The organism is Marinobacterium litorale DSM 23545 (assembly GCF_000428985.1).
Lineage (GTDB): Bacteria > Pseudomonadota > Gammaproteobacteria > Pseudomonadales > Balneatricaceae > Marinobacterium_D > Marinobacterium_D litorale.
This window is the reverse complement of record NZ_AUAZ01000016.1, coordinates 37,295-59,693: the sequence shown is the minus strand read 5'-3', so window position 1 is coordinate 59,693 and position 22,399 is coordinate 37,295. Positions and strand designations below refer to the sequence as shown.

General features: G+C 58.0%; 23 protein-coding genes. 16 read left to right on the top strand and 7 right to left on the bottom strand.

What is annotated here, in order from left to right:
* Positions 1-164: 164 nt before the first annotated feature.
* The 4 genes from G403_RS0112670 to gspK all read left to right on the top strand — a co-directional run bounded on the left by G403_RS0112670 (position 165) and on the right by gspK (position 5,563).
* A complete protein-coding gene (locus G403_RS0112670; protein ID WP_027854320.1) occupies positions 165-422 on the top strand; it encodes a hypothetical protein in 258 nt (85 codons plus the stop codon).
* Entirely contained in the window at positions 419-2,095 is a 1,677-nt protein-coding gene (locus tag G403_RS23250) for an RNA-binding domain-containing protein (protein WP_051298977.1), read from the top strand. Before G403_RS0112670 ends, G403_RS23250 begins: the two co-directional genes overlap by 4 nt.
* 210 nt (positions 2,096-2,305) lie before the next feature.
* Positions 2,306-4,381: a molybdopterin oxidoreductase family protein gene (locus G403_RS0112660; RefSeq protein WP_027854319.1), complete on the top strand. Its 2,076-nt coding sequence runs from the start codon at positions 2,306-2,308 to the stop codon at positions 4,379-4,381.
* Between the two features lie 108 nt (positions 4,382-4,489).
* On the top strand, positions 4,490-5,563 hold the full coding sequence (gene gspK, locus G403_RS0112655) for a type II secretion system minor pseudopilin GspK (protein WP_084404026.1): 1,074 nt from the start codon (positions 4,490-4,492) through the stop codon (positions 5,561-5,563).
* A 93-nt stretch (positions 5,564-5,656) separates the two neighbouring features.
* Here gspK and G403_RS23245 read toward each other — a convergent pair whose 3' ends face one another.
* Positions 5,657-6,466: an alkaline phosphatase PhoX gene (locus G403_RS23245; protein ID WP_051298973.1), complete on the bottom strand. Its 810-nt coding sequence runs from the start codon at positions 6,464-6,466 to the stop codon at positions 5,657-5,659.
* On the opposite strand from G403_RS23245, the gene G403_RS0112645 reads away from it, so the two are divergent.
* From G403_RS0112645 to G403_RS24545, 8 genes are read left to right on the top strand one after another with little or no spacing between them, the layout of a single operon-like run.
* Entirely contained in the window at positions 6,465-6,932 is a 468-nt protein-coding gene (locus G403_RS0112645) for a type II secretion system F family protein (RefSeq protein WP_027854317.1), read from the top strand. The genes G403_RS23245 and G403_RS0112645 overlap by 2 nt on opposite strands.
* A 25-nt stretch (positions 6,933-6,957) precedes the next feature.
* Positions 6,958-7,404 carry a type II secretion system major pseudopilin GspG gene (gene gspG, locus G403_RS0112640; RefSeq protein WP_036233693.1) on the top strand — a complete coding sequence of 149 codons (447 nt, stop codon included), beginning with the start codon at positions 6,958-6,960 and terminating at the stop codon, positions 7,402-7,404.
* Between the two features lie 12 nt (positions 7,405-7,416).
* Positions 7,417-7,899, top strand: coding sequence for a prepilin-type N-terminal cleavage/methylation domain-containing protein (locus tag G403_RS23240; protein ID WP_051298971.1), 483 nt, complete (start codon positions 7,417-7,419; stop codon positions 7,897-7,899).
* Positions 7,900-8,265: a type II secretion system protein gene (locus G403_RS0112630; RefSeq protein WP_027854315.1), complete on the top strand. Its 366-nt coding sequence runs from the start codon at positions 7,900-7,902 to the stop codon at positions 8,263-8,265. It begins immediately after the preceding gene.
* Positions 8,265-8,930 carry a prepilin-type N-terminal cleavage/methylation domain-containing protein gene (locus G403_RS0112625; RefSeq protein WP_036233690.1) on the top strand — a complete coding sequence of 222 codons (666 nt, stop codon included), beginning with the start codon at positions 8,265-8,267 and terminating at the stop codon, positions 8,928-8,930. Before G403_RS0112630 ends, G403_RS0112625 begins: the two co-directional genes overlap by 1 nt.
* A 4-nt stretch (positions 8,931-8,934) precedes the next feature.
* Positions 8,935-10,227, top strand: coding sequence for a hypothetical protein (locus G403_RS0112620; RefSeq protein ID WP_156899697.1), 1,293 nt, complete (start codon positions 8,935-8,937; stop codon positions 10,225-10,227).
* Entirely contained in the window at positions 10,224-10,658 is a 435-nt protein-coding gene (locus tag G403_RS0112615; protein WP_027854312.1) for a hypothetical protein, read from the top strand. Before G403_RS0112620 ends, G403_RS0112615 begins: the two co-directional genes overlap by 4 nt.
* On the top strand, positions 10,655-11,371 hold the full coding sequence (locus G403_RS24545) for a type II secretion system protein N (RefSeq protein WP_027854311.1): 717 nt from the start codon (positions 10,655-10,657) through the stop codon (positions 11,369-11,371). The genes G403_RS0112615 and G403_RS24545 overlap by 4 nt, the downstream gene beginning before the upstream one ends.
* Positions 11,372-11,375: 4 nt before the next feature.
* Here G403_RS24545 and tatC read toward each other — a convergent pair whose 3' ends face one another.
* Genes tatC through tatA form a run of 3 tightly spaced genes read right to left on the bottom strand, consistent with a single transcriptional unit; the run spans position 11,376 to position 12,690 of the window.
* Positions 11,376-12,119, bottom strand: coding sequence for a twin-arginine translocase subunit TatC (tatC, locus tag G403_RS0112605; protein ID WP_027854310.1), 744 nt, complete (start codon positions 12,117-12,119; stop codon positions 11,376-11,378).
* Positions 12,116-12,433 carry a Sec-independent protein translocase protein TatB gene (gene tatB, locus G403_RS23230; protein ID WP_051298969.1) on the bottom strand — a complete coding sequence of 106 codons (318 nt, stop codon included), beginning with the start codon at positions 12,431-12,433 and terminating at the stop codon, positions 12,116-12,118. Before tatB ends, tatC begins: the two co-directional genes overlap by 4 nt.
* Positions 12,434-12,444: 11 nt before the next feature.
* On the bottom strand, positions 12,445-12,690 hold the full coding sequence (gene tatA / locus G403_RS0112595; protein ID WP_027854309.1) for a twin-arginine translocase TatA/TatE family subunit: 246 nt from the start codon (positions 12,688-12,690) through the stop codon (positions 12,445-12,447).
* 170 nt (positions 12,691-12,860) lie between these two features.
* Between tatA and G403_RS0112590 the strand changes: the two genes are divergently transcribed.
* From G403_RS0112590 to G403_RS0112575, 4 genes are all read left to right on the top strand, one after another.
* Positions 12,861-13,913: a polyamine ABC transporter substrate-binding protein gene (locus tag G403_RS0112590; RefSeq protein WP_169719902.1), complete on the top strand. Its 1,053-nt coding sequence runs from the start codon at positions 12,861-12,863 to the stop codon at positions 13,911-13,913.
* On the top strand, positions 13,900-16,227 hold the full coding sequence (locus G403_RS0112585) for a putative bifunctional diguanylate cyclase/phosphodiesterase (RefSeq protein ID WP_027854307.1): 2,328 nt from the start codon (positions 13,900-13,902) through the stop codon (positions 16,225-16,227). The genes G403_RS0112590 and G403_RS0112585 overlap by 14 nt, the downstream gene beginning before the upstream one ends.
* 124 nt (positions 16,228-16,351) lie before the next feature.
* Positions 16,352-17,599, top strand: a complete 1,248-nt coding sequence (locus G403_RS0112580; RefSeq protein WP_245578316.1) for an EAL and HDOD domain-containing protein — start codon at positions 16,352-16,354, stop codon at positions 17,597-17,599.
* Positions 17,596-18,357 carry a sulfite exporter TauE/SafE family protein gene (locus G403_RS0112575; protein WP_027854305.1) on the top strand — a complete coding sequence of 254 codons (762 nt, stop codon included), beginning with the start codon at positions 17,596-17,598 and terminating at the stop codon, positions 18,355-18,357. The genes G403_RS0112580 and G403_RS0112575 overlap by 4 nt, the downstream gene beginning before the upstream one ends.
* A 6-nt stretch (positions 18,358-18,363) precedes the next feature.
* On the opposite strand, the gene G403_RS0112570 is transcribed toward G403_RS0112575, so the two are convergent.
* Genes G403_RS0112570 through G403_RS0112560 form a run of 3 tightly spaced genes read right to left on the bottom strand, consistent with a single transcriptional unit; the run spans position 18,364 to position 22,393 of the window.
* Complete coding sequence (locus tag G403_RS0112570; RefSeq protein WP_027854304.1) at positions 18,364-19,266, bottom strand: hypothetical protein; 903 nt, start codon at positions 19,264-19,266, stop codon at positions 18,364-18,366.
* A complete protein-coding gene (locus G403_RS24540; protein ID WP_051298965.1) occupies positions 19,263-21,398 on the bottom strand; it encodes a putative bifunctional diguanylate cyclase/phosphodiesterase in 2,136 nt (711 codons plus the stop codon). The genes G403_RS0112570 and G403_RS24540 overlap by 4 nt, the downstream gene beginning before the upstream one ends.
* Positions 21,395-22,393 carry a phosphate/phosphite/phosphonate ABC transporter substrate-binding protein gene (locus G403_RS0112560; RefSeq protein WP_084404024.1) on the bottom strand — a complete coding sequence of 333 codons (999 nt, stop codon included), beginning with the start codon at positions 22,391-22,393 and terminating at the stop codon, positions 21,395-21,397. Before G403_RS0112560 ends, G403_RS24540 begins: the two co-directional genes overlap by 4 nt.
* Positions 22,394-22,399: the final 6 nt, after the last annotated feature.

Sequence of the window (22,399 nt, the reverse complement as noted above, 5' to 3'; positions counted from 1 at the left end):
TTCGGTCAATAGAGTGTGAGCACCGTTTCGCCTTACCAAAGCATACCTGGTACGACAGTTGACCCCGGTCCTAGTCACATTGACAATCCTTCTACACTGCTCACACACCAAAGAGTAAGAAAAAGAGATACGCTATGCTTGTCTGAGTAGCTGGAGAGGGACCTATGGCGGAAAGCAGCAACTTCGAGTTTCTTCGTGAACGCGATCCTATCTGTGTGCAGTTGGCGTCCGCAGCGGAGCGCTCTTTCGCCTGTGATCCTAATACCACGTTTATCAAGTTACGGCAGTTGGGTGAAGCGTTCGCTCAGAATTTGACAGCTGAGAGGTGCGAGCAGAACGCTGAACTGATCGGTGGTGAAAACTCCGCCGAGGCGATGCTGGCGGGGATTCAGGCCAATGGCCGCAAGAAGACGATCGCATGACGCACGATGACTTGTTGATGATTCTGGACGAGCTCCGCGCTATGCCCGTGGAAACTGAATGGCTGGAGTTCAAGGAAGCCAAGCGTAACTACGACTTTGCCAAGCTCGGACGTTACTTCTCGTCTATCGCCAACGAAGCCAATCTCAAGGACCGCGAGTATGGCTGGCTCCTGTTCGGTGTCGAGGACAAGAGTCATGAAATAGTCGGTACAAGCTATCGTAGTGATCCTAAGCAGCTTGAGAGCCTGAAGAAGGAAGTGGCTGACAAAACGAGTGGCAGGATTACATTCCTCGATATTTTTGAGGTTTGGGGCGACGGCAAGAGAGTACTTATGCTCCAGGTTCCAGCCGCCTCTAAGGGGGCTCCTGTGGCTTGGGATGGTCACTATTATGGCCGGGACGGAGAATCGTTGGGGCCACTCTCTCTGGACGAAATCGAGCGCATTCGCCAGCAACGCCCACAGCCGGACTGGTCTGCAGTACCTGTGCCCGAGGCTTCGATAGATGATCTATCATCCGAGGCGCTTCAGGAGGCTCGCCGGCTCTACTGTGAGCGCAACCCACACTTGGAAGATGAAGTCGCTAGCTGGGATGATCCGGCCCTGCTGAAAAAGCTGCGGCTGATGACGGATCAAGGTTTGAATCGAGCTGCCCTGATTCTGTTAGGGAAAAGTGAAGCTGCGTCCCTGTTGCCCGAGAGCAATCTACAGATTAGTTGGATCGTTCAAGATCGCGATGGAATCCCTATCGATTACCGCCACTTTGGCCTGCCATTTCTGTTGAACAGTACCCAGGCGATTGCTGCAGTCAGAAACCTTACCTATCGCTATATGCCGGACGACTCTCTTTTCCCTACAGAGCTGCCGAAGTACGACGGCTGGGTATTGCGAGAAGCGTTGCACAACTGCATTGCGCATCAGGACTACAGCCTGGGCGGAAAGATCAACCTGGTTGAAAAGCCAGACGAGCTGATCTTCAACAATCTGGCAGATTTCATACCTGCAGATGTCTCAACGGTACTGAACCAGGATGTACCGCCCGAGCGCTACCGTAATCCCGCATTGGCACATGCCATGGTTGAGCTGAAGATGATGGATACCATCGGCAGCGGTATCAAGCGCATGTTCAGAGCCCAGCGGCAACGCTTCTTCCCACTGCCTGAGTACAACATCGATCGCGTAAGTAAGCGGGTTGAAGTGCATATCATCGGGCAGGTGTTAGACGAGAAGTACACGCGCCTGCTGAAGAACGGTCCGGACCTGCCATTGGATATGGTGATCTGGCTCGATGCTGTCCAGAAGAAGAAGTCGGTGCCGGAGAACGCTTTGAAGCAGCTTCGTAAGCTGAAGCTCGTAGAGGGGCGCAAGCCTAACGTGTTTCTCTCAGCTGCCGTTGCTCAGAAGCCCGAGGATCGCGCTACCTATACTAAGCACCGAGCTTTGGACAAGGACTACTACAAGCAGTTGATTCTTCAGCACCTACAACAGTTTGGTTCTGCTAGCCGTGCGGACATTGACCGGCTGCTGTATGACAAGCTATCAAGTGCTCTGACTGATGAGCAGAAGACGAATCAGATACGAAATCTACTGACCGAGATGCGGGCGAAGGATCATACCATTCAGAATATCGGCAATAACCGTACACCCAAGTGGGTATTAAGTGATTGTAAGTAAATGTTAGTAATACTTTCTGCGGTAGCTGAGCGGTTAATGCCTTATAAATCAACTAACTATAATTGCTAAGCTCGGTTGTTATGTCGCCGCTAGCGATAGGTTCTTAGTAATTGGTTAAGACTATACTATCGCGCTGCCCAAGAACAATTTAGGGTGTTGCTAGCCCCTCAGTCCAGCCCCTCAGGTTTTGTTATTCACAAGGAACGAGCGATGACGAAAAGAAAACCGGAGGCAAGCCGCCATTACGCTGTCTGCCCCCATGACTGCCCGTCGACCTGTGCTCTTGAGGTTGAAACCCTGGGCTCTCAGCGGATTGGGCGAATCCATGGCAGTAAAGCAAACGCCTATACGGGGGGCGTTATCTGCGCCAAGGTCGCTCGTTATGCCGAGCGGGTTCATCATCCGCAGCGTCTGTCTCAGCCATTAAAACGTGTCGGGCCCAGGGGCGTTGGATTAGAAGCCTTTGAGCCGATTAGCTGGGACGAAGCGCTGGACTGTATTGCCGAACGTTTTCAGCAGATTACCGATCAGTTTGGTACTGAGGCGATCTGGCCCTATTTCTACGCCGGTACCATGGGCTGGGCGCAAAGGGGAGCGACCGATCGTTTACGCCATGCCATGGGTTACTCCGGTCAAAAGGAAACGATCTGTGTAGCGATCTCAAACGCGGGCTGGAAAGCCGGTGTGGGTGTGGTGCGCGGGGTTGATGCGCTGGAGATTGAGGAGAGCGAGCTGATTCTGGTGTGGGGCGGTAATCCGGTACATACCCAGATCAATGTGATGACTCATATCGCCAAAGCTCGGAAGCGGGGCGCCAAGTTGGTGGTGATCGACCCCTATGAAACGCCGACGGCGAAACAGGCCGACCTGCACATCAAGCTCAGGCCCGGCACCGATGGCGCGTTGGCCTGCGCCATGATGCATCAGATCCTGGCGGATGGGCTGGAGGATAAGGATTATCTGGCGCGCTACAGCGACTTTGACGATGAGGTGCGCCGACACCTGAGTACAAAGACACCGGCCTGGGCGGCTGACATTACCGGCGTGTGCGCCGACCAGATCATCGAATTTGCCCGCCTTTATGGGCGCACCCGTAAAAGCTATATCCGAGTCGGCTATGGTTTCAGTCGCTCACGTAACGGCGCGGCCAATATGCATGCCGTCACCTGTTTGCCCGCGCTCACCGGTGCCTGGCAGTACCCGGGGGGCGGAGCGCTCTACTCCAACAGTGGGCTTTACCAGCACATCGACCGTGCGCCGCTGCAGGGGCTGTCATTGCGCAAGCCCGGTGTGCGGATGCTGGATATGTCGCGAATTGGACCGGTTCTTACCGGGAACAAGCAGGATCTGGGGGCCGGGCCGCCGGTGAAGGCACTGTTTATACAGAATACCAACCCCATGGTTGTAGCTCCTGAGTCGGCACGGGTGCGCGAGGGGTTTCTGCGTGACGATCTCTTCGTTGTGGTGCATGAGCAGATGATGACCGAGACTGCGGCCATGGCCGATATCCTGCTGCCCGCGACGACTTTCCTGGAGCACGATGATATCTACTCCGCCAGCGGGCATACCTCCATTCAGGTGAGCAAGGCGGTCATCGAGCCGTACGCTCAGTGCCGTAGTAACCATCGGGTGGTCAGTGAGCTGGCGCAGCGACTGGGCGTACGTGACCGGTTTTTTGAAGTGGATGAGCTCTCCCTGGTCGATCAGGCGCTGGAGGGTAGCGGTCTGCCCCGTGCTGATGAGATCCACCGACGGCAAGGCGTGGACTGTGGGTTGCCGTTTGAGACCGCACATTTTCTGGATGGCTTTGGTCATGCGGACAACCGTTTTCACTTCCGGGCCGACTGGCGGGCACTGGGAGACGCTGACGGGTGTTTACCAGAGTTACCGGATCATGTGTCGTTGATCGACAGTGCCGATGCGGACCACCCGTTCCGGCTGGTGACGGCGCCGGCACGCACTTTTCTGAACTCCAGTTTCACGGAAACACCGGGCTCGCAGCGCAAGGAAAATCGGCCGCAGGTCATGTTACATCCGGACGATGGTCGGGCGCTGGGTGTTGGTGAGGGCGATCTGGTGTACATGGGTAACCGTCATGGCCAGGTCCGTGTCCATGTCATGCTTTTCGAGGGTGTGCAGCCGGGCGTTGTTATCGTTGAAGGGATATGGCCGAACAAAGCCTTTGTGGATGGCCGAGGGATTAACACTCTGGTCAGTGCAGAAGCTGCATTACCCGCCGGTGGCGCCGTCTTCCATGATACCAAGGTCTGGATCAAGGCCGGTTAGATACTGAACCGCCTGCCCGCGCTTATGATCTAAGACCTTGTACAGTCTTCATGGGCCTGTCATCTAAAGCGTGTTTACTGATTGGTCGACTTAAACGAGCGGCCGATCATGTTGCACTTACCGGTAAACAGCCACGTTCATAAACCCCGTCCCTTAACCCTTGCGGGTTGTTGCTCCGCTCAATCAACGTTTGATCGTCAGCGCGGTGTTGCGCTATTGATGGTGTTATTCGCTCTGGCGCTGGTGGCGATTGGCCTGCCGGTGGTGGTGCAGCAGAGCCGCGCCGAGTTGGCCGCGTTACGGGAGCTGCATAATGCCCGCCAGGCCCGTGAGTTGCAGCGAGCTGCCCAGCTGTTGGTGCAAGCCGGGATGACGCAGCGACGTTGGCGGGAAAGCCCGCTGTTCTGGCAAACATTGCAGGGGCAATGGATGGATTTGCCGGTATCCGAGTTGGCGGAAGAGGGGCTGCCGTCCGCTCAGATACGCATCCGGCTGCGAGATCTGCGCGCCTGTTTCAACGTAAACCTTCTGCGAGGGGAATCGTCGGCCGAGGGGCAGCGGCAGCTCAGGTACTTACTGCGTTCGCAACGTTCGGCCGGTTTGTCGCCCGCTCAGCTTGTGGATCGCCTGACGGATTGGATCGATGCCGATGGACAGGCGCAGCCTCAGGGTGCCGAGGCGATCCAGTACACTCAGGCTAATCAGCCCTGGTTACCATCCAATGCCGCAATGGTTGATCTCAGCGAGCTGAATCTGCTGCCACCGGGTGACAGTTTGCGCGTCTGGCGCTACCCCGAACTCTGTGCCTGGCCGGATACCGGCCCCTGGCGGCTGAACCTGAATGCGCTGACGCTGGATCAACTACCTCTGCTGGAAGCGCTTTATGCGGGTGAGGTGCCGGGCTCGATTCTGCAGCGGTTGTTGTTGGGGCGTCCGGCCATCGGTTATGCAAGTGCAGATGAGGTTAAAGCGGCGTTGAGCGGTGTGGGCGAGGAGCAAACCGAGCGGATCCTGGATGGGTTGGTGTTGAATTCGGAGCGTTTCCGGCTGGAGACCGAGATTGAGTTAGATGATGAGACCTATGCCTTCAAGCAGGATTTTCAGCTTCAGGGTGTCTCCAAATGGGCCGCCAGAGTGCCGGCTCAGCGAATCAACTGGCTGACGCTACAGCGAGGGTTCTGAAGGTGTAGTCTCAGCCCGTTGGGTTGTTTGGCTGATAAAAGAAAAGGGGTGCGTTGCTGCACCCCTTTTTCATAGAGCAGAGTGATCGTTAGATCAGACGCCGATCGGGCCGCCGTCAGCCTTCTGGATAACCACTGTGGAGGCGCGCGGACGGACACTGGTACCGGCCGGAGTCACTTCAGTAGCATCCGCAGAGTACGGCCAGTTACCCGGGTGCTGGATGTTGACGAACATCGCAGTGTTGTCCGGGTTGAATGCCAGACCGGTCACTTCACAGCCGTTCGGACCCACGAAGAAGCGCTTGAGCATCTCCTGGTTTTCGGCGGTGATCGTGGTCTGGTTCCCTTCGGCATCAACCACGTTGGACGGTACAACACCCAGTACCTGGTCGTTGGTATCGTCGGCCACGTCGGAACCGTTATCCGTCTGGATCCACAGGATACCGCGGCTATCGAAGCCAAGGCCGTCCGGGCTTGCGAATTCGTTCAGGTCGGTCAGACCCGAGCGGTTGATTTCGGCAGAAGCGGAATCGTTGGAACCGAATACGAAGATATCCCACTCGAAGCCGGACATATCGTCCGCTTCGCTCCAGCGGATGATATGACCGTAGTCGTTATCGATACGCGGGTTGGCAGCGTTCGCTTCGGTGCGGCGGGTGTTGTTGGTCAGGGTGAAGTAAACGTCGCCGTTGAGCGGGCTGACAGCACACCATTCCGGACGGTCCATCGGCGTTGCGCCCATGGCATCAGCAGCACCGCGGGTGTTGAGGATGATATCGGACAGATCACCGAAGATAGAACCCAGAGTGCGGCCATCCTGAGCAACGGCTTCCGGAGTCAGCGGCAGCCATACACCGGTGCCGTTCTCATCGAAGCGCGCAACGTACAGAGTACCTTCATCCATGTACCAGCGGCTGCTGAGTCTGCCCAAGGTCGGTGCTCTGCTGGTACTGCTCGACAGTGCGCGACTGTCCCGGGCGCTGGCCATTCTGATGGGGAGCGGCGTGCCGCTACTGACTGCTCTGCGGGTCAGCGTCGACACCCTGGGCAATCGTATTCTGCAGGAAGCCTTGCAGGTGTCTGCTGAAGAGGTGCGTAACGGGACCCCGCTGCACCGGGCTTTGGGGGAGCGGGGTTACTTTCCGCCGCTGCTGGTCAACATGATTGCCAGTGGCGAGGCGAGCGGACGGCTCGATGAGATGCTGGAGCGCGTCGCGTCCCATCAGGAGCGAACATTTACCCAGCGTGTAGATACCACGCTCGCTCTATTCGAGCCACTGATGATTCTGTTCATGGGGGGGCTGGTGCTCTTTATTGTTCTGGCTATCCTGCTGCCGATCATGCAGCTCAATCAGGCCCTTAACTTTTAGTCCCGAGATCTGAACGGAGGTTTTGATGTCAGCATTTACTTACGCCAGACCGTCAAGAATGAGAGGTTTCACCCTGATGGAGATCATGGTGGTGATCTTTATCATCGGCCTGCTGGTCGCCATCGTCGCGCCCAATGTGCTGGGCAATCAGGACAAAGCGATGGTGCAAAAGGTCAAGGCCGATCTGTCCACGCTGGAGCAGGCGCTGGATATGTATCGTCTGGATAACCTGCGCTATCCCACCAGCGAACAGGGCCTGGCTGCGTTGGTTCAGAGGCCCAGTATCGAGCCGGCACCGCGCAGCTACCGAGATGACGGTTATATCCGTCGCCTGCCCGAAGATCCCTGGGGTGGCGCTTATCAGTATCGGGCACCCGGCGAGCATGGCCGGATTGATGTGTACTCGCTGGGGGCTGATGGCCTTCCCGGGGGCGAGGGTGCCGATGCCGATATCGGTAACTGGTCACTCTAAGGAGCCTTACGGATGAGGTTTCGGCGCGCTCAGTCGGGTTTCAGCTTGCTGGAGCTGATGCTTGTGCTGGCGCTGATCGGATTGATCAGTGGTCTTGGCCTGGCAATGCTGGGCGGCAATCCCGGGCGCCTGTACGAAGCGAGATTGGAGCAGTTGGCCGCACGCTTTGAGGATGCCCGGGCACGGGCGCGTTTGCAGGGCTGGGTGATCGGTTGGGTGTGGGATGAGCGAGGTTACCGTTTTGTGCGTCTGCGCGCCCTGTCGCAGGGCCTGCAGTGGGAAGCATTGGGCCGGGAAGGGCCCGGAGACAGCCCGGACTGGCCGGAACATATGCAGTTGTCAGCAGTGGCTCTGAGCGACGCATCTGCGGACATGCCGTTGTATCGAATCTGGATGCCCGGTGGAGAGCGCTTGGGGCCTGTGTTGCAGTGGCGCTGGCCTGAAGGACAGGCGCAGATAGATCGAGACGGCCGGCTGGCGATGAGTGTCCGTTAGATGCATCGGGATCGGGGCTTTACGTTGATCGAAGTGCTGGTGGCGCTGTTTATTGCCGCGGTGATGTCACTGGCGGTTAGCCAGGTGGTGGCACAGCGGGTTGATGTGCATGTGATGGGTGCTGTCCGCACCCATGCGGCGCTCTGCATCCGGGAGCTGTCTGCGGTGTTTAGGGTGGAAGCATACTGGCCCGCGCCGGGGCGGCAGACGGGCGAGATCAAGCAGGGAGAACGGACCTGTTACTGGCAGGCGCAGATCAGCGCCACCGGTCTGAGTTCGGTGCGCCGGGCGGAGTTGACGCTATACAGCGACCCTGCCCGGGAGAGGCCGGTCGATCACTACAGTCTATTCCTTGCGGCTCCCTGATGGCTTTATACCCGCATCGGAACGCTCGACAGCGCGGCTTGACGTTGATCGAGCTGCTACTGGCGCTGGCCTTGACCGCGCTGTTGGGTGTCATGCTGGCCGCCCAGATCGACCTATGGGTGGGGCTTAAAACGGGTACGAAGCTCACTGACAGCCGCGATGCGCAGGTGCTGGAGCTTTGCAGTGCGCTGGATAACCGGTTTGCAGCGCTCGTCGAGCGACCGCTGCACACACAGGGGTTAGCGCTCTACAACGAACGTCTGGAGTGGCTGCCGGATCAACAGCGTCTGGAGTGGGTGGCACTGAATGGTCCGGCCCTGGGCGGTCTGTTTGCGGAAACGGATGATCAGCTCGCTTCAGTACCGGTCCGACAATACAGTGCGCTGCAGCGCCAGGCACTGAGTTGGCAGCAGGAGGGCGGGTTGGCGCTGGAGGTCAGTGCAGATCTGGACAGTCCACGGGCGACACGCTGGCAGCCGCTTATCGAGTTGACCGGCGTCGATCAGGTGCAGGTTGAGTTTCGAGTTGAAGAGCGTTGGCAGTCTTTCCCATCGGATGGGCGGGTTGCCACTGAGGCGGTCAGGGTGCTGTTGATGTTGGATGAGCAGGCGCCGCAAGTTGCGCCTTACCGGTGTACTTTCACGTTGCCCGCGCAAGAGGTGTAGCGCAGTGACCAGAGTTGAACAACGAACGGCGGGGAATCGCCGCCCGGTCCCCGGACAGCGGCTGTCGGCGTTAGTGAGAAAGCGTCTGACGAAGGCCGGACGTGGTGGCGAGTTGTTGCTGCGCCCGCTAAAGCCCGGCTCGCCAGAACCCTTAGGCAGCGGTGGTGATGGGCACAGTGCAGGAGTCTGCTGGCTGTTCCGGCAGCCAGGGCAGGACACGCGATGCGGTTATGGCCTGCCGCCCATGGCGTTGCGCGATAGCCCGGCAACGCTGTTTTTGAATAGTAGCGATTACAGCCTGTTCGATGTTGAAGCGCCGCCTGGAATCAAAAGAAGTGAGTACTCACTCCTATTGGAAGATTTGCTGCTAGGCGATGTCTCGCAGCAGCAGATCGTATGTGTTGGTGAGCGGTGGGGACGTCTGCAACTGGTGGTGTGTGCCCGGCCACTGATCGATGAATGGCAGCAATGGGCGTTAAGCAATGGAATCGATCTCCGGCGGATCCTGGCGGATTTTCAATACGTGCCCGATGCGGAGCAGCAAACCGTCCTCTGGCGACAGGGGGAGATGCTGACACTGGTGCGACCGGTATTGCCGGACAACCCGGGCGGCGTGCTGGCGTGGCCCGACCGGGAGCCGCCCCCCTTGCCTTCCGGCTGGCAGGCTGAGGTCGAGTTCGAGAGTGCCAGTGAAGCTGAGGCGCTGGAGCTGCTCGCAGCGCAGTATCGTAGTGCCGGGACGTCCCTTTTGCCGCGCCAATCGGCTGATGCTGCCCGGGTTCTGGATACCATCTGGCACCGCCTGGCAGATGAGCTGACCGTGTTACGTAAACCGCTGGCCTGGGCTCTGCTGGCTATGGTGGGTTACGGCCTGCTTACCTGGGTTCAAGCCCAACAGGCGCAGGCCTATTACCGGGAGTCGCTGGCGCAGCGACTGGGGCACAGTGCTGCGTTGCCGCTGGAGCGCGTAAGACGCCAGTTGATGCAGCAGCTCCATGCCCGGCAGGAGCCGCTGCTTGAGCTGGCGGACAGCGAGGATCGCTATCGTCGCGTTGAGCAATGGCTGCGGCAGAATCCGGGCTGGCAGCTCGAACATCTTGCGCGCACCGAGGCGGGCGAGCGTCTGCGCTTGAGCTGGCGTGGTCCAGAGACAGCACCGGAGCTGAGCCAGTTACAGCAGGCGTGGGATGAGCAGGTCGGCGGTTTACGTTGGCAACAGTCGGTTGACGATGGCCCTGCCGTTTACACCCTGTATCGCGGAGAGACAGCGGATCGCCCGGAGAGCGGACAGAAATGAGTGTTATTCAGCAGTATTGGCAAAGTCGGCCCCGGGCAGAGCGGCAGCGTCTGACGGTTGCTTTGATCATCAGCGCCCTGCTGTGCGCCTGGCTGGGTGCTCAGCAGTGGTTGAAACAGCAGCATGCTCTGGAGCAGTGGTGTTCGCTCTATCAGCTCAGTGGACAGCTGGTGGAAAGTACCGAGCTCGATGCCCAGAAACTGGGCCAGCTAGCGCAGGCTGAGGGGGTGCGCTTGGCGCGTCTGGAGCCTGGAGACGGGGGATGGGCATTGCAGGGTGTCAGCCCTCAACTCGATGGACTGAGAGACTTGATGGCGGTGCTGGCAACGCAGGGCTGGTATCCCCATGCCTGGAATATCGATTCACACCAGGGCCGGTTTAACTTTGAGCTGGTGATTTTGCCACTGCAAAGCCGGGAGGTTAGGCGTTGAGACTGAAGTCGATACTGTGGAGCGGGTGTTGTCTGGTTGCGGGCGGTACCGTGTTTACCGGCACCCTGTTGGCGGGTGTACCCCTGTCCTACTGGGCGGAGCAGCTAGAGTTACCACGGGATCTTGAGTTGGAGACGCTGCAAGGCAGCCTGATTCAAGGGCAGATTGACCGTGTAGCGGGGCCCGGCTGGCAACTCGAGGATGTGAACTGGTATCTGGCAGCAGACTGGCCGCTGACTGCTCGGGGTGGGTTTGCGATCTCGGGTCAACGTTGGCAACTGCATCTGAGTGGCTGGCCCTGGCGCTGGCGGGCTGATGTGGTCCCGCAGCCCGGTCAATGGGTGTCCAGGGGAGCTTCACAGTCGCCGTTTAGCTGGGCAGGGCAGTGGCAGGGGGCCGTGCAGCTGGAAGGCCGTGCAAACGGCTGTGCTCAGGCGCAGGGGGCGTTTGTAAGTAATAACTTACGGTTGCAGACGCCACTGGTTGCGCCCTTTGGTCAGGTGACATTAACCCTGGATTGTCAGGCGGGCCTGTTACTGAGGGCACAGACGCGGGGTGAGGGGCAGCAGCTGAACTTTGTTGCGGATCTGGCCGCCCGGCGCAGTCGCCTTAACGGCCATATCCGCGCTGGCAGCCCGCTGGCAGAACCGGCGCGAACCATCGGTCTGAACCGGGGCGGTGGCGAGCAGATTCAGCGCGGCTGGCGTTGGTAATCGTTTAAGCGGTTTCGGCTTCCGGACTGCGGATCATGGCGCGAGCCATCAGGATACCCAGCTCGAACAGCAACCACATCGGTATCGCCAGCAGGCTCTGCGAAATCAGATCCGGCGGTGTCAGCAGCATGCCCACCACGAAGCAACCCACGATCACATAGGGACGCTTACCGGTCAGGTCCTGTACGTTGGTTATGCCTGATCCTACCAGTAGCAACGTCGCCACCGGGATCTCAAACACCACGCCAAAGGCGAAAAACAGCTTCAGGACAAAGTTCAGGTAGCTGTCGATATCGGTCATGACCGCCACGTTTTCCGGCCCGACGCTGGTGAAAAAACCGAAGATGATCGGGAATACCACAAAATAGGCGAAGCTGATGCCGAAATAGAACAGCAGGATGCTGGAGAGCAGAATCGGCACCGCCAGTCGCTTTTCATGGCTGTACAGCCCAGGGGCGAGGAAGCCCCAGGCTTGATGCAGAATCAACGGCATCGCGAGAAACAGGGAGAGTACCAGCGTGAGTTTAAAGGGGGCGAAAAAGGGTGAGGTAACATCGGTCGCGATCATGCTGGTGCCCTCCGGCAGCAGCTGCGACAGAGGAGCCGAGATCCAGGTGTAGAGCTCATTGGCGAAATAGAACAGCGGCATGAAGATTACGATGACGGCCAATACGCAGTAGAGCAGACGCTGACGTAGCTCCACCAGATGGGCGATCAGTGGCTGAGAGGATTCTGTGTTTGGGCTCATGTCATCTCTTTACTGTCGGGCGCGCCGCTGCGCGTTGTGTCAGCCGAAACGTCATCCGACCGGTTTGAACCGAAACTCCGCTTTACCGGCCCCAGCTCCTGCTCCAGGGTTTCCCGTTTGCGAGCCGCGGCCTGCTTGAGCTCCTCAACCTTCAGCTCCTCCCTGATCTCCGATTGGATGGAGCCGACGGTACGACGGATGCGGCCCAACCAGAGACCGCAGGTCTTCGCGGCAATGGGTAAACGGTCCGGGCCAAGGACCAGAAGCGCCACAACTGCGATAATCAGCAGTTCGGAAAATCCGATATCCACCATGCGCCAGTCGCTTACTTGTGAGTTACGGGATCGGCTGCCTGGGACCGGGTATCGGTGCTATCGAACCGGGCATCCTGAGCGTTTTCCAGCTTGCCGTTGTCGGACAGAGCTGCATCACTGTCACTGACCGCTTTCTTGAAGCTTCTGAGGGCGCCGCCAAGATCACCGCCCAGGGTACGCAGCTTTTTGGTACCAAAAAGCAGAATAACGATCGCCAGTACGATGACCAGCTGCCAGATACTGATATTGCCAAGCATGGAGTTGTCCTCAGTTCACAGGAATTCGGCTGCGGATTAAATCAGAACAACGTGATCACTTTATGACAGCAGTGCGTGAACCCGGATTTAACAGGGCGCTTTCACTGTCCCCGAGGATTGGTATACTCGGATTTTTCTGGCTGGAATCGCTCCTGGATCAGAGGGCACTGATGCAAAAGGACAGGATACGCTGGGTAGCCGCAGTGGCGGGATTACTGGGAATAACAGCCGCTGCTGGTGCCGAGACGTTAACGCTGCTCAACTGGGAGGAGTACCTGGACCCGGCGGTGATCGAGCGCTGGGAGGTCGAAACCGGTATTCGTATTGATCAGGTCTACTTCGACAACGACGAGCGCCGAGACCAGATTCTGGTGGATGTGGGGCGCCATGACATTGATCTGGTCGTTGTCGATGAGGTGGCGTCCCGTCTGTTTGGTGAGCGCGGCCTCATTCATGCACCCACGCGTGAGCAGGCGCCCAACCTGCAGCATCTGGAGCCCGAATTCCAGGCCCAGTGCAGTCAGTACGCGGTACCTTACATGTGGGGGACGTTAGGGATTGCTTACCGGGCAGACAAGGTAGCGAAGCCCACCAGCTGGGCCGATATAATGGAGCCCCCGGCGGCGCTTTATGGACATATCGGTATGATGGACGATATCACTGATATGCTCGCGCCCACTCTGTTGTTGAACGGTCACTCTATCAATACCGACGACCGTGGCGAGCTTGAGCAGACCTTTGAAGCTCTGCGCCAGCAGGTCCCGGCGGTGCTCACCTACGACTACGCCATTACCTACCTGCAAACCTCAGCCCAGGCTGATGAGCTCTATATGGCAACCGTCTACAGCGGTGACCAGGAAGTGCTTAACGCGATCAGTGGTAGTGAGCAGTGGCACTATGTGGTGCCTGATGAGGGCACGATTCTGTGGGTCGATTGCCTCTCGGTGGTGACGGATTCCCCTCAAGCCCGTTGGGCAGAGCGGTTTATCGATTTCCTGAACCGTCCTGAAATTGCCGCGCTGAACGCCGAAGCGCTTTGGGTGGGTACACCCAACCGTGCCGCGCGGGCGTTGCTTGGCTCCGAGGTGCGCGCAGATCAAACCGTTTACCCACCGGAGTCGGTGATGGCAAAGCGCCAGCTGTATGAGCCGATCTCCGATGAGAATCTGTTGCTACGTCAGCGTATGACCCATGCCATAAGAAAGTTGCATGAATCTCAGTAAGCGCGCCGCCTTTCTTATCGTTCCGGTACTGCTGGCCAGTTATGTGCTGGTCGCCGTGGCGGTCTACTATGCGGAACGTTCATCGGTTGAACGGCTGGAGCAGGCGCGGCTGAGCAACAAACTCACCGAGTTGCGCTCCACCTTCTCGGTGTACGCGTCCTTTGCCGACAGTTATCTGTTTGCCCTGTCGGAATCTGAAGCACTCCACCAATTTCTGCTGGAGCAGGATAACAGCTACCGGCAGCAGGCCCTGGGCAGCAAGCTGGAAGCCGCTCTGGGTAATTTGACACGGCAACGCTCTGACTATCTGTCGTTTACGGTATTCGGGCCCGCGGCGGTGCCCGAATTTTACTTTGCCAGTACCGATAACCCGTTCAGCGAGATCAGCAACGTAGAGCTTGATCAGGCGCGGCAGGCCTGGCTGAGTGGCGGGCTCAGCGGTGTAAGCCTTGAGCGTACGGAAACCGGTGACTCACTCCTGATTCATCACAAGTTGATCGACCGACGAACCTTTGCCGCCCCCTTGGCCACTCAGCGTGAGAACAGCGTTTTGGTGCAGATTGCCGTGGAGCTGAATGCGTTTGATCAGCAGCTGGCCGAGCTGGTGGAGGCCTACGATGCACGCGTGACCTGGAGTGAAGAGAGTGGGCCCAGGCCTCGGCTACTGGAGCACGAGGTTCGGTTATTGCCTTCCCTCTACCTGCGCGTGGAGCCGGATGAGCGGTTTGTTGCCAAGCAGTTGACGACCCTGGCTCAGGGGCTGACGATCGGTGCTCTGGTGCTGAGCGGGTTATGTGCGCTACTGCTGACTTCACTGATGCGGCGCTTTATTACGGAGCCGGTGGCGGAGCTGGAGCATCAGCTGAACGATGTGATGCACGGACAGCGCAACCGTATCGATATCCAGAGCCGAGACGAGATCGGGCGGCTGGCGCAGCGCTTCCAACAGCTCTACGGCCAGTTATCCGATGCCTATCGGCGATCACGGGAGTTGGCTGAGCGCGATACACTCACCGAGCTGCCCAACCGCAACCATTTTTATGAAATGGCGGTTCGTGAACTCAAGGCTGCGAGCGACCACGGCTACCATGTAGCACTGCTCTATATCGATCTGGATCACTTTAAGTTCGTCAATGACAAGTACGGCCACAGTGTGGGTGATGCCCTGCTTAAATCATTCTCTCAGCGAGCCGGTGTGCTGGTGAAGCAGGAGACCGAGCGCTCACCCAGAGCCGGCCAGGCGATTCTGGCGCGTCTTGCCGGTGATGAGTTCGCGGTACTGCTCTATCGGTATCAGGATGAGAACCACTGCGAGCGTGTGGCCCAGGCGCTGTTGGGACTGGTTGAAGGGGGCTATCGGTTTGAAATGGGCAGCTATCCGGTGACCTGCAGTGTGGGCATTGCGCGTTATCCACAGGATGGCCATACCATCACTCAGCTGATCTCCAACGCGGATACCGCCATGTACCAGGCCAAGAACGGCGGTAAGAACCAGGTCGCGTTTTATTCTCAGGAGCTGGCCCGTCAGGCGCGTTGGTCGCTGGAGATCGAACATCAGCTCAAGGCGATCGATTTTGATGAAGAGTTTTTCCTCACCTATATGCCGATTCTGGACGGAAGAGGTCGGATTGCCGGGTGTGAAGCGCTGCTGCGCTGGTACTCGCCGGTGTTGGGCGCAGTGCGACCTGATCAGTTTATCCCCATTGCTGAGCGCACCGGTCTTTACAGTAAGCTGGACCGGTGGGTGATCGCGCAGGCGTTGTCTGACTTCGCCGCACTGAGCAACATGATCGGCCGTCAGGTGCAGCTATCGATCAACCTGTCGTCGGCAGAGCTTACCGGCGGCGATGTGGATCGGTATATCGGTGAACAGATCCAGTTGTTGTCGGTACCGGCCGACATGATCGAAGTGGAGATGACCGAAACCGTCGGGGTCGACGCCAGCCGTCAGCGCGACCAGTTGCTGCATCGCCTGCGCGATCTGGGTCTGCAGATCGCCATCGACGACTTTGGTACCGGCTACACCTCGATGATGCAGATGCTGGAATACCCGGTGGACAAGATCAAACTGGATCGCAGTTTCGTCGAACGGCTGATGCTTCCCGGAAACTTCGCCCTTTTGGAGCCGATAATCTCTCTCTGCCACGCGCGTGGTCTCAAGGTCACCGCCGAGGGTGTAGAAACCGAAGCCCAGGCCCAGGCGCTGATTGACAGCGGTTGTGACCTGCTACAGGGCTTTCTCTACGGTCAGCCGATGCGCCTGGCGGAGTTTGAGCTGTGGCTGCAGAAGCATCAGCGTGATACACAGAGTTGAACAGGCGTTTGCCGTTGCAGACAATAGGCCGCTGTTGAGTATACTAGGGCGTCGTGTCCACAGTCGGGCAGTGAGTGGGAGGTTGTGTCCTCCCGGCGGGCATTAACAATCAGAGGTTTTACAGGTGGCTACAACAGGCAAGGATATCGACGGGGGCGCCGAGGACATTCAGGTTCTGATGGCTCGCCAGCCAATCTATACCAAGAGTCAGGATGTGGCGGCGTTTGAGCTTTTGTTCCGGGACCCAAAAGGCAGTTTCGTTGAGGGGCTCGCCGATAAGGATGCGACACTGGGCGTTTTGCAGGGCACATACTCCAGCGTCAGCCAGGGTGGTGAGGTGCACAATCTGCCCTGTTTTCTGAAAGTGACCGATAGCTTCCTGCTTGATCATGATATGCCGGACCTGCCGCGTCAGAGCTTCGTGATCGAGATACTGGGTCATTCCAAGTTCAGCCCGGCCCTGGTCGATCGGGTCAAGGATCTGGCGTCGCAGGGGTACCGTCTCGCATTGGCGGATTATGATCCCACCGATGAGCGTTTTGCACCGCTTATGAATACGGTCCACGTGCTGAAGATTGATATTCAGAAGTTGGGCCTGGATAACCTGCCCGCCATTTTGCAAAAGCTGCGTCCCTATCAGCTTGAACTGCTGGCCGATAAGGTAGAAACCAAAGAGGAGTTCCGTCTCTGTCTGGAGATGGGCTTCGAGCTCTATATGGGCTACTTCCTCAGCAAGCCTGAACCGGTTAAAGGTAAGAAAATCACCGGCAACAAGGTGGTTTTGATCCAGCTGCTGGCGGAACTGCAACGCCCCAACGCCACGGCACAGTCGGTGGAAGAGATTGCGCTTAATGATCCGCAGCTGACCTATCGGATCCTGCGTGTGGTTAACTCCGCCGCGTTTAATCTACGCCGGGAGATTACCTCCCTGTCCCACGCTATCGCGTTGCTGGGAATGGATCAGATCCGCCGCTGGGTGATGCTGTTCATGGCCAACAGCGATGGTAACAAGCCGGATGATCTGACCCGCAACATGCTTCAGCGTGGCCGGATGTGTGAACTCGTGGCCGAGATGACCGAGCGGGAAGAACCGATCAACCACTTTATCGTAGGTCTGCTCTCTCAACTTGATGTGATGATGGATATCGAGATGAAAGAACTGATGGATCAGGTCCCGCTGCGTCAGGATATGAAGGATGCACTGGTGAGCCGTACGGGCTCCATGGGGCAGATCCTGCAGGAAGTGGAGCACTACGAGCGTGGCGAGTTTGAACATCTCCAACGCCTGCTTGAACGCCACTTCTATGAGATGGCTTATCGCCATAGTGTGGCCTGGTCCACCCAGGTGATGCAGGCGTTGCAGGCGGCATGATCTCATTGCTGCCACCGGATCTTTCGGTGGCGCAAGCTATCCTGCTGGTCTTGACCGCGGGGTTCACCTCCATGATGACCGCTGCCATGGGAATCGGTGGCGGTCTTCTGCTAATCGCGGTGATGGGGCAGGTTGTGCCACTGAATGCCCTGATTCCGGTTCATGGCCTGGTTCAGCTGGGCTCCAATGCCAACCGCGCCGTGATGATGCGCCGTCATATCGATTGGCGAATGGCCGGTTTATTCGCCGCCGGCGCCGTTCCCGGCGCGCTGTTGGCCTCCATGATCGTGGTGCAGCTGCCGCTGGCGACGATACAGCTTTCCATTGGTCTCTTTATTCTCTGGCTGGTGTGGGGCCCCAAACCCTCACGCCGCGAGTTGTCGCGGTTATCGCTGATACTGATGGGATCGATCACGACGGTGCTAACAGTGTTTGTCGGTGCCACCGGGCCGCTGGTGGGCGCGTACATCCATCGCAACAGTTTTGACCGGTTTCGCACCGTGGGGACTTTCGCCACCTGTCTGTCGATCCAGCATATGCTCAAGGCTGCCGTTTTTACCTTTATCGGCTTCAGCTTTATTGACTGGCTGGGGCTGTCACTGGTGATGATCGCCAGCGGTGCGCTGGGGACCTGGATCGGCCTTCATCTGCTCAAAAAGATACCGGCCGATCGCTTCAGCCTGATTTTCAAGACGCTGGTCACGCTGCTGGCGGTACGCCTGCTGTGGTTGGCGTTGACCGCCCTGATGGCGTCCTGACGGGCCTTAGAACTCGTAGCTCAGCTCGAGCCCATAGCGCATATTCCTGCTGTCAGCACCGTTCAGCCAGTGCTCGGCCTGCAACTCCAGCTCGAATCCCGGTGCAGGAGACTCGTACTCCAGCCGCAGCGTTCCGATCCACTGCTCTTCATCCTCCCACTCCCAGGGATCTCCCGGGTGGCGGTCGGCTTTCTGTTCCAGCTGCCAGGTGGGTCCGGTGGACAGCTCCCAGCCCGGTACCGGGGTAATCCAGCTGATCCAGAGCTGCGCTTCGTACTGCAATTCCTGTTCTGCTTTCTCGCTATCCTGCTGGGCCGTGTCGGTCCAGGCGCTGAACTGCTCATGCTTGAAGCTTAGACGGGGAAGCAGGTAGAGGCTGTATAGCGGTGTCCCGTACTCGGCCTGAAGGCTGATTTTGGTTTGAAACCCCTCGCCCCGGCCCGCTACAGGCTTGGCATCGTCGGCCAGTTCCGTGGCCTTATAAGCCACATCCAGATAGCGATCATGACTCAGGTGTAAAGACCAGCCATAGCCTCCCAGCGCACTGTCCCAGTCCCGGCGCAGTCCGACCCCAACAAAGGGATACTGGCGCCACTCGGTTCGGGTTTTATCCTTTTTCAGGGAGTCGTCTTCGCGGTAGTTCCGTTTACGATCCAGTGTGCGTCGCAGGTTATAGCCCAGCCGTGCGCTCCACTGCCAGTTTTCATCCGGGGTCAGTCCCAGGTCCAGCAGCGTCTCACTTTCCCAGCGGCTCTTTCGCTCATATTCCCGTTTGTCGAACTCGCCGTCATCAAAGTCGATCACGCTGTGACTGGTGCCGTCGGTGTATTTGATGTCGGTTTTGAGCTCAACGCCCGCCCAGGCGGACGAGGTCATCAGGAGCAGGGGGAGTGCAGGGAGCAGTTTCATGTATTCAGCGGCTGTTGTTCGGAGATGAGTTTAAGCAATTGTGCCTTTCGCATGGGTCGGGCGAGACCGAATCCCTGGCCGTAATCGACGCCCATTTCCATCAGGCGCTGGTGTTGTTCCGGTGTCTCGATACCCTCGGCCACGGTTTCCAGTGAGAGGGAACGGGCCAGGGCGATCATGGCTTCGATCAGAGGCTGGGAGTGTCCTTGCAGTAGATTGTTGACGAAGGAACGGTCGATCTTCAGACCATCAATGGAGAGGTTGTTGATGTAAGCCAGCGAGGAATAGCCGGTACCGAAATCATCAATCCAGATCTCGATGCCCGCGGCTTTCCAGCGTCTCAAGGCCTGTTCGCAGCTTTCCAGGTGGCTGATCATGCTGGTCTCGGTGATCTCGATGCACAGCCTGTCATCAGGCAGGGCGTGTTTTTCCTTCAGGTCACAGATGTGCTGACACAGCTCGGGTTGATGCAGTGCCGCCCCGGAGATATTGATCGAAAGACCGAAATCGGGCTGCTGCTCCAGAATATCTGTCAGGTCTGCCGTGGCATGTTCGGCCACCCAGCGGGTGACATCCTCGATCAGGTCTGACTCCTCGATGATCGGAATGAAGCGGCCTGGTGAAATTAAACCATGTTCCGGGTGTTGCCAGCGCAGCAGAGTCTCGGCGCCAACAATATGGCCGGTTCTCATGCTGAATATGGGCTGATAGTCCAGGTAGAGGTAGTCTTTGCCAATCGCTTCCCGAATCCCCTGCTGAATCTGCAGGCGTTCGCGAATCTCTTCGGTCATCTGCGGCTGGAAGAAGGCGTACTGGTTTCGTCCATGCTGTTTGGCCGCGTACATGGCCACATCGGCATGTTTAAGAATCTCGCTGCTGCTGACGCCATCATCGGGGAAGATCGTGATGCCGATGCTGCAGGAGATGGAGAAGTACTGACCGGTGAGCAGGAACGGCAGCGCCAGTGAGGTGGCCAGGGTCCGTGCGACCTCTGCGGCATCCTCGGAGCTGTCGATCACGGGTATTAATACCACGAACTCATCCCCCCCCAGACGCGCCAGTTCCGGGGCGGGTGTACGCTTATGCTGGTGGCAGCTCTTGAGAGCATTGGTCAGGCGGCGGCCCACCTCCCGCAACAGTTGATCGCCCCGTTCGTGGCCGGCCGTATCGTTAACCTCCTTGAAGTGGTCCAGATCGACGAACAGCACCGCGAATCGACTGCTCAGCCCGGCGCTACGGTGCATGATGTCGTGTAGTTTCTTCTGGAACCAGTGGCGGTTGGGTAGCTGGGTCAGCGCGTCTTCAAAGGCCATCTGCTGGACCTGGTCATGACTCTCTTCCAGGTTCTGGCGCATTCGCTCCAGAGCCGAACCCAGCCTTGCAAACTCATCATGGCCACCCAGCTCAAAGTTAATATCCCGATCACCCTGTGCGTAACGTGTGCTGCGCTCCGTCAATACTTTCAGCGGTGAGAGGTAACGGCGGGTCAGCCAGCGGGCGCAGAACATGCAAATGGGCAGCAATATGATGAAGGTAATCAGGAATGCCTGCCGCATTTCGTGGAACAGCGTGTTTTCATCATTTTCCAGAAGCTCTGTCTGATCGCGGGCCGCTTTGATGGCGGTGCTGAAATCGAAACCGGTGGCCATGGTCGCCAGTGTCTGATCGGCCATCCGGATTTGGGTGCGAAGATGCAGTGTGTCACCATCCCACAGGGTGTCCGGCGCCAGGGGAGAGGTGGGTAGATATTTTTCGACCGCATTGCCGTAGCCAGGTACCGATGGCTTGCCATCATGGACTACCCGGCCATCCAGGTCGTAGATAAAGAAATACTCCAGATTACGGGTCTCATTCAGCCGTTCAAACGCTTCCTGAATCGCACTGAGGTCCCGGTTGTAGATCTCTACATTGAGACCGTCTCCCAGCGCCTGCATCAGCAGACGGGAGTCCCGCTCCAGGTGGTCTTGAATAACACGGCTCAGGTAAGCCTCATTGGTGGTGGACGATTCGCGCTGGAAGCGCTTAAGCGAGTCATCAAGTGCCATCATCAAGATCAGCATGATCGCAGCGGCCAGCAGGGTCAGGAGCAGTGACAGTCGGGTGATGACGGACAGGTGACGAACGGGCGTCATGGGCGGGCTCCTTCGCTCAGGAGCTGCTCCAGGAATAGATGGTCCCGGGGGGCGACCGGTTCAAATCCTTCCGTATCCTCGTAGCGTAATAGCAGCGACCGTTGAGGGCTGCCCATCGCCAGCAGTGTATCCTGAAGACGCTGGGCGGCAGCGTCCGAGAGGGCGGGGGTTGCCAGTTCGAACGCCCGTGGGTAAAGCGCGGAGCGGTGGATCACGCGCAAATGCTCTCTGACCGAAATGGGAACCCGCTCAGGATTTTGCCAGTCGCCATTGTTGAGGGCGCCGGCCTGAACCAGTCCCTTGTCGACCCAAAGCACATTGTTCTTCTCGTTACGGCTGAACAGATAACCGATGCGACCTTGGGGTACGGGATCGCTGTGGTGGTCCAGCTCAATCAACTTGAGCCCTTGCGAGGTGATGATTTGGCGGGGCAAAAAATAGGAGGAGAACGAGGCTGTGTGCTCAAAAGCGATACGTTGATTGACCAGGTCTGCCAATGTACGGAACGGAGAATCGGCACGGACATAGATCAGGGTTTGATATTCGCGCTGACCGTTCTTGAGCTTTTTGACAATCGCCCGTGCCTTGGCTTCACGTATCAGTCGAGCCGCGGTGTAAGGTGTTTCGGTGATCCAGTGAACCTGTCCCTTTTGAATAGCCTCAATCAGCGCATCTACAGAGGGGAACAGCCGGACCTCGCCGCGATCGAAGCCCAGGTCCGCCATTCGGCTGGCCATATAGTCCACCATCGGACGCAGCTGTTTGAAGTCTTTCTTGGGGCGATCGCTGACCTGTGCGATGACCAGGGGGACAGCGTTTGCTCGGGGTCCCGAAAGCAGGCCCATACAGAGCGCAATCAGAAGTGGATATAGCCAGGAAGTTAGCGTTTTCTGCATGAACGAGTGCACGCGGTTATAGCCGTAGTGAACCACGGAGAATAACGTAAAAACGTTACCAAGCACCAGCACGGTGCCGCTCGCACCGGGCGATCGCATGGCGGG

Excerpts from the sequence above, each read along its gene's own strand:
- G403_RS0112670 (WP_027854320.1), top strand. The coding sequence starts at position 165 with ATGGCGGAAAGCAGCAACTTCGAGTTTCTTCGTGAACGCGATCCTATC.
- G403_RS23250 (WP_051298977.1), top strand. The coding sequence starts at position 419 with ATGACGCACGATGACTTGTTGATGATTCTGGACGAGCTCCGCGCTATG.
- G403_RS0112660 (WP_027854319.1), top strand. The coding sequence starts at position 2,306 with ATGACGAAAAGAAAACCGGAGGCAAGCCGCCATTACGCTGTCTGCCCC.
- gspK (WP_084404026.1), top strand. The coding sequence starts at position 4,490 with ATGTTGCACTTACCGGTAAACAGCCACGTTCATAAACCCCGTCCCTTA.
- G403_RS0112645 (WP_027854317.1), top strand. The coding sequence starts at position 6,465 with ATGTACCAGCGGCTGCTGAGTCTGCCCAAGGTCGGTGCTCTGCTGGTA.
- G403_RS23245 (WP_051298973.1), bottom strand. The coding sequence starts at position 6,466 with ATGGATGAAGGTACTCTGTACGTTGCGCGCTTCGATGAGAACGGCACC.
- gspG (WP_036233693.1), top strand. The coding sequence starts at position 6,958 with ATGTCAGCATTTACTTACGCCAGACCGTCAAGAATGAGAGGTTTCACC.
- G403_RS23240 (WP_051298971.1), top strand. The coding sequence starts at position 7,417 with ATGAGGTTTCGGCGCGCTCAGTCGGGTTTCAGCTTGCTGGAGCTGATG.
- G403_RS0112630 (WP_027854315.1), top strand. The coding sequence starts at position 7,900 with ATGCATCGGGATCGGGGCTTTACGTTGATCGAAGTGCTGGTGGCGCTG.
- G403_RS0112625 (WP_036233690.1), top strand. The coding sequence starts at position 8,265 with ATGGCTTTATACCCGCATCGGAACGCTCGACAGCGCGGCTTGACGTTG.
- G403_RS0112615 (WP_027854312.1), top strand. The coding sequence starts at position 10,224 with ATGAGTGTTATTCAGCAGTATTGGCAAAGTCGGCCCCGGGCAGAGCGG.
- tatC (WP_027854310.1), bottom strand. The coding sequence starts at position 12,119 with ATGAGCCCAAACACAGAATCCTCTCAGCCACTGATCGCCCATCTGGTG.
- tatB (WP_051298969.1), bottom strand. The coding sequence starts at position 12,433 with ATGGTGGATATCGGATTTTCCGAACTGCTGATTATCGCAGTTGTGGCG.
- tatA (WP_027854309.1), bottom strand. The coding sequence starts at position 12,690 with ATGCTTGGCAATATCAGTATCTGGCAGCTGGTCATCGTACTGGCGATC.
- G403_RS0112590 (WP_169719902.1), top strand. The coding sequence starts at position 12,861 with ATGCAAAAGGACAGGATACGCTGGGTAGCCGCAGTGGCGGGATTACTG.
- G403_RS0112585 (WP_027854307.1), top strand. The coding sequence starts at position 13,900 with ATGAATCTCAGTAAGCGCGCCGCCTTTCTTATCGTTCCGGTACTGCTG.
- G403_RS0112575 (WP_027854305.1), top strand. The coding sequence starts at position 17,596 with ATGATCTCATTGCTGCCACCGGATCTTTCGGTGGCGCAAGCTATCCTG.
- G403_RS0112570 (WP_027854304.1), bottom strand. The coding sequence starts at position 19,266 with ATGAAACTGCTCCCTGCACTCCCCCTGCTCCTGATGACCTCGTCCGCC.
- G403_RS24540 (WP_051298965.1), bottom strand. The coding sequence starts at position 21,398 with ATGACGCCCGTTCGTCACCTGTCCGTCATCACCCGACTGTCACTGCTC.
- G403_RS0112560 (WP_084404024.1), bottom strand. The coding sequence starts at position 22,393 with ATGCGATCGCCCGGTGCGAGCGGCACCGTGCTGGTGCTTGGTAACGTT.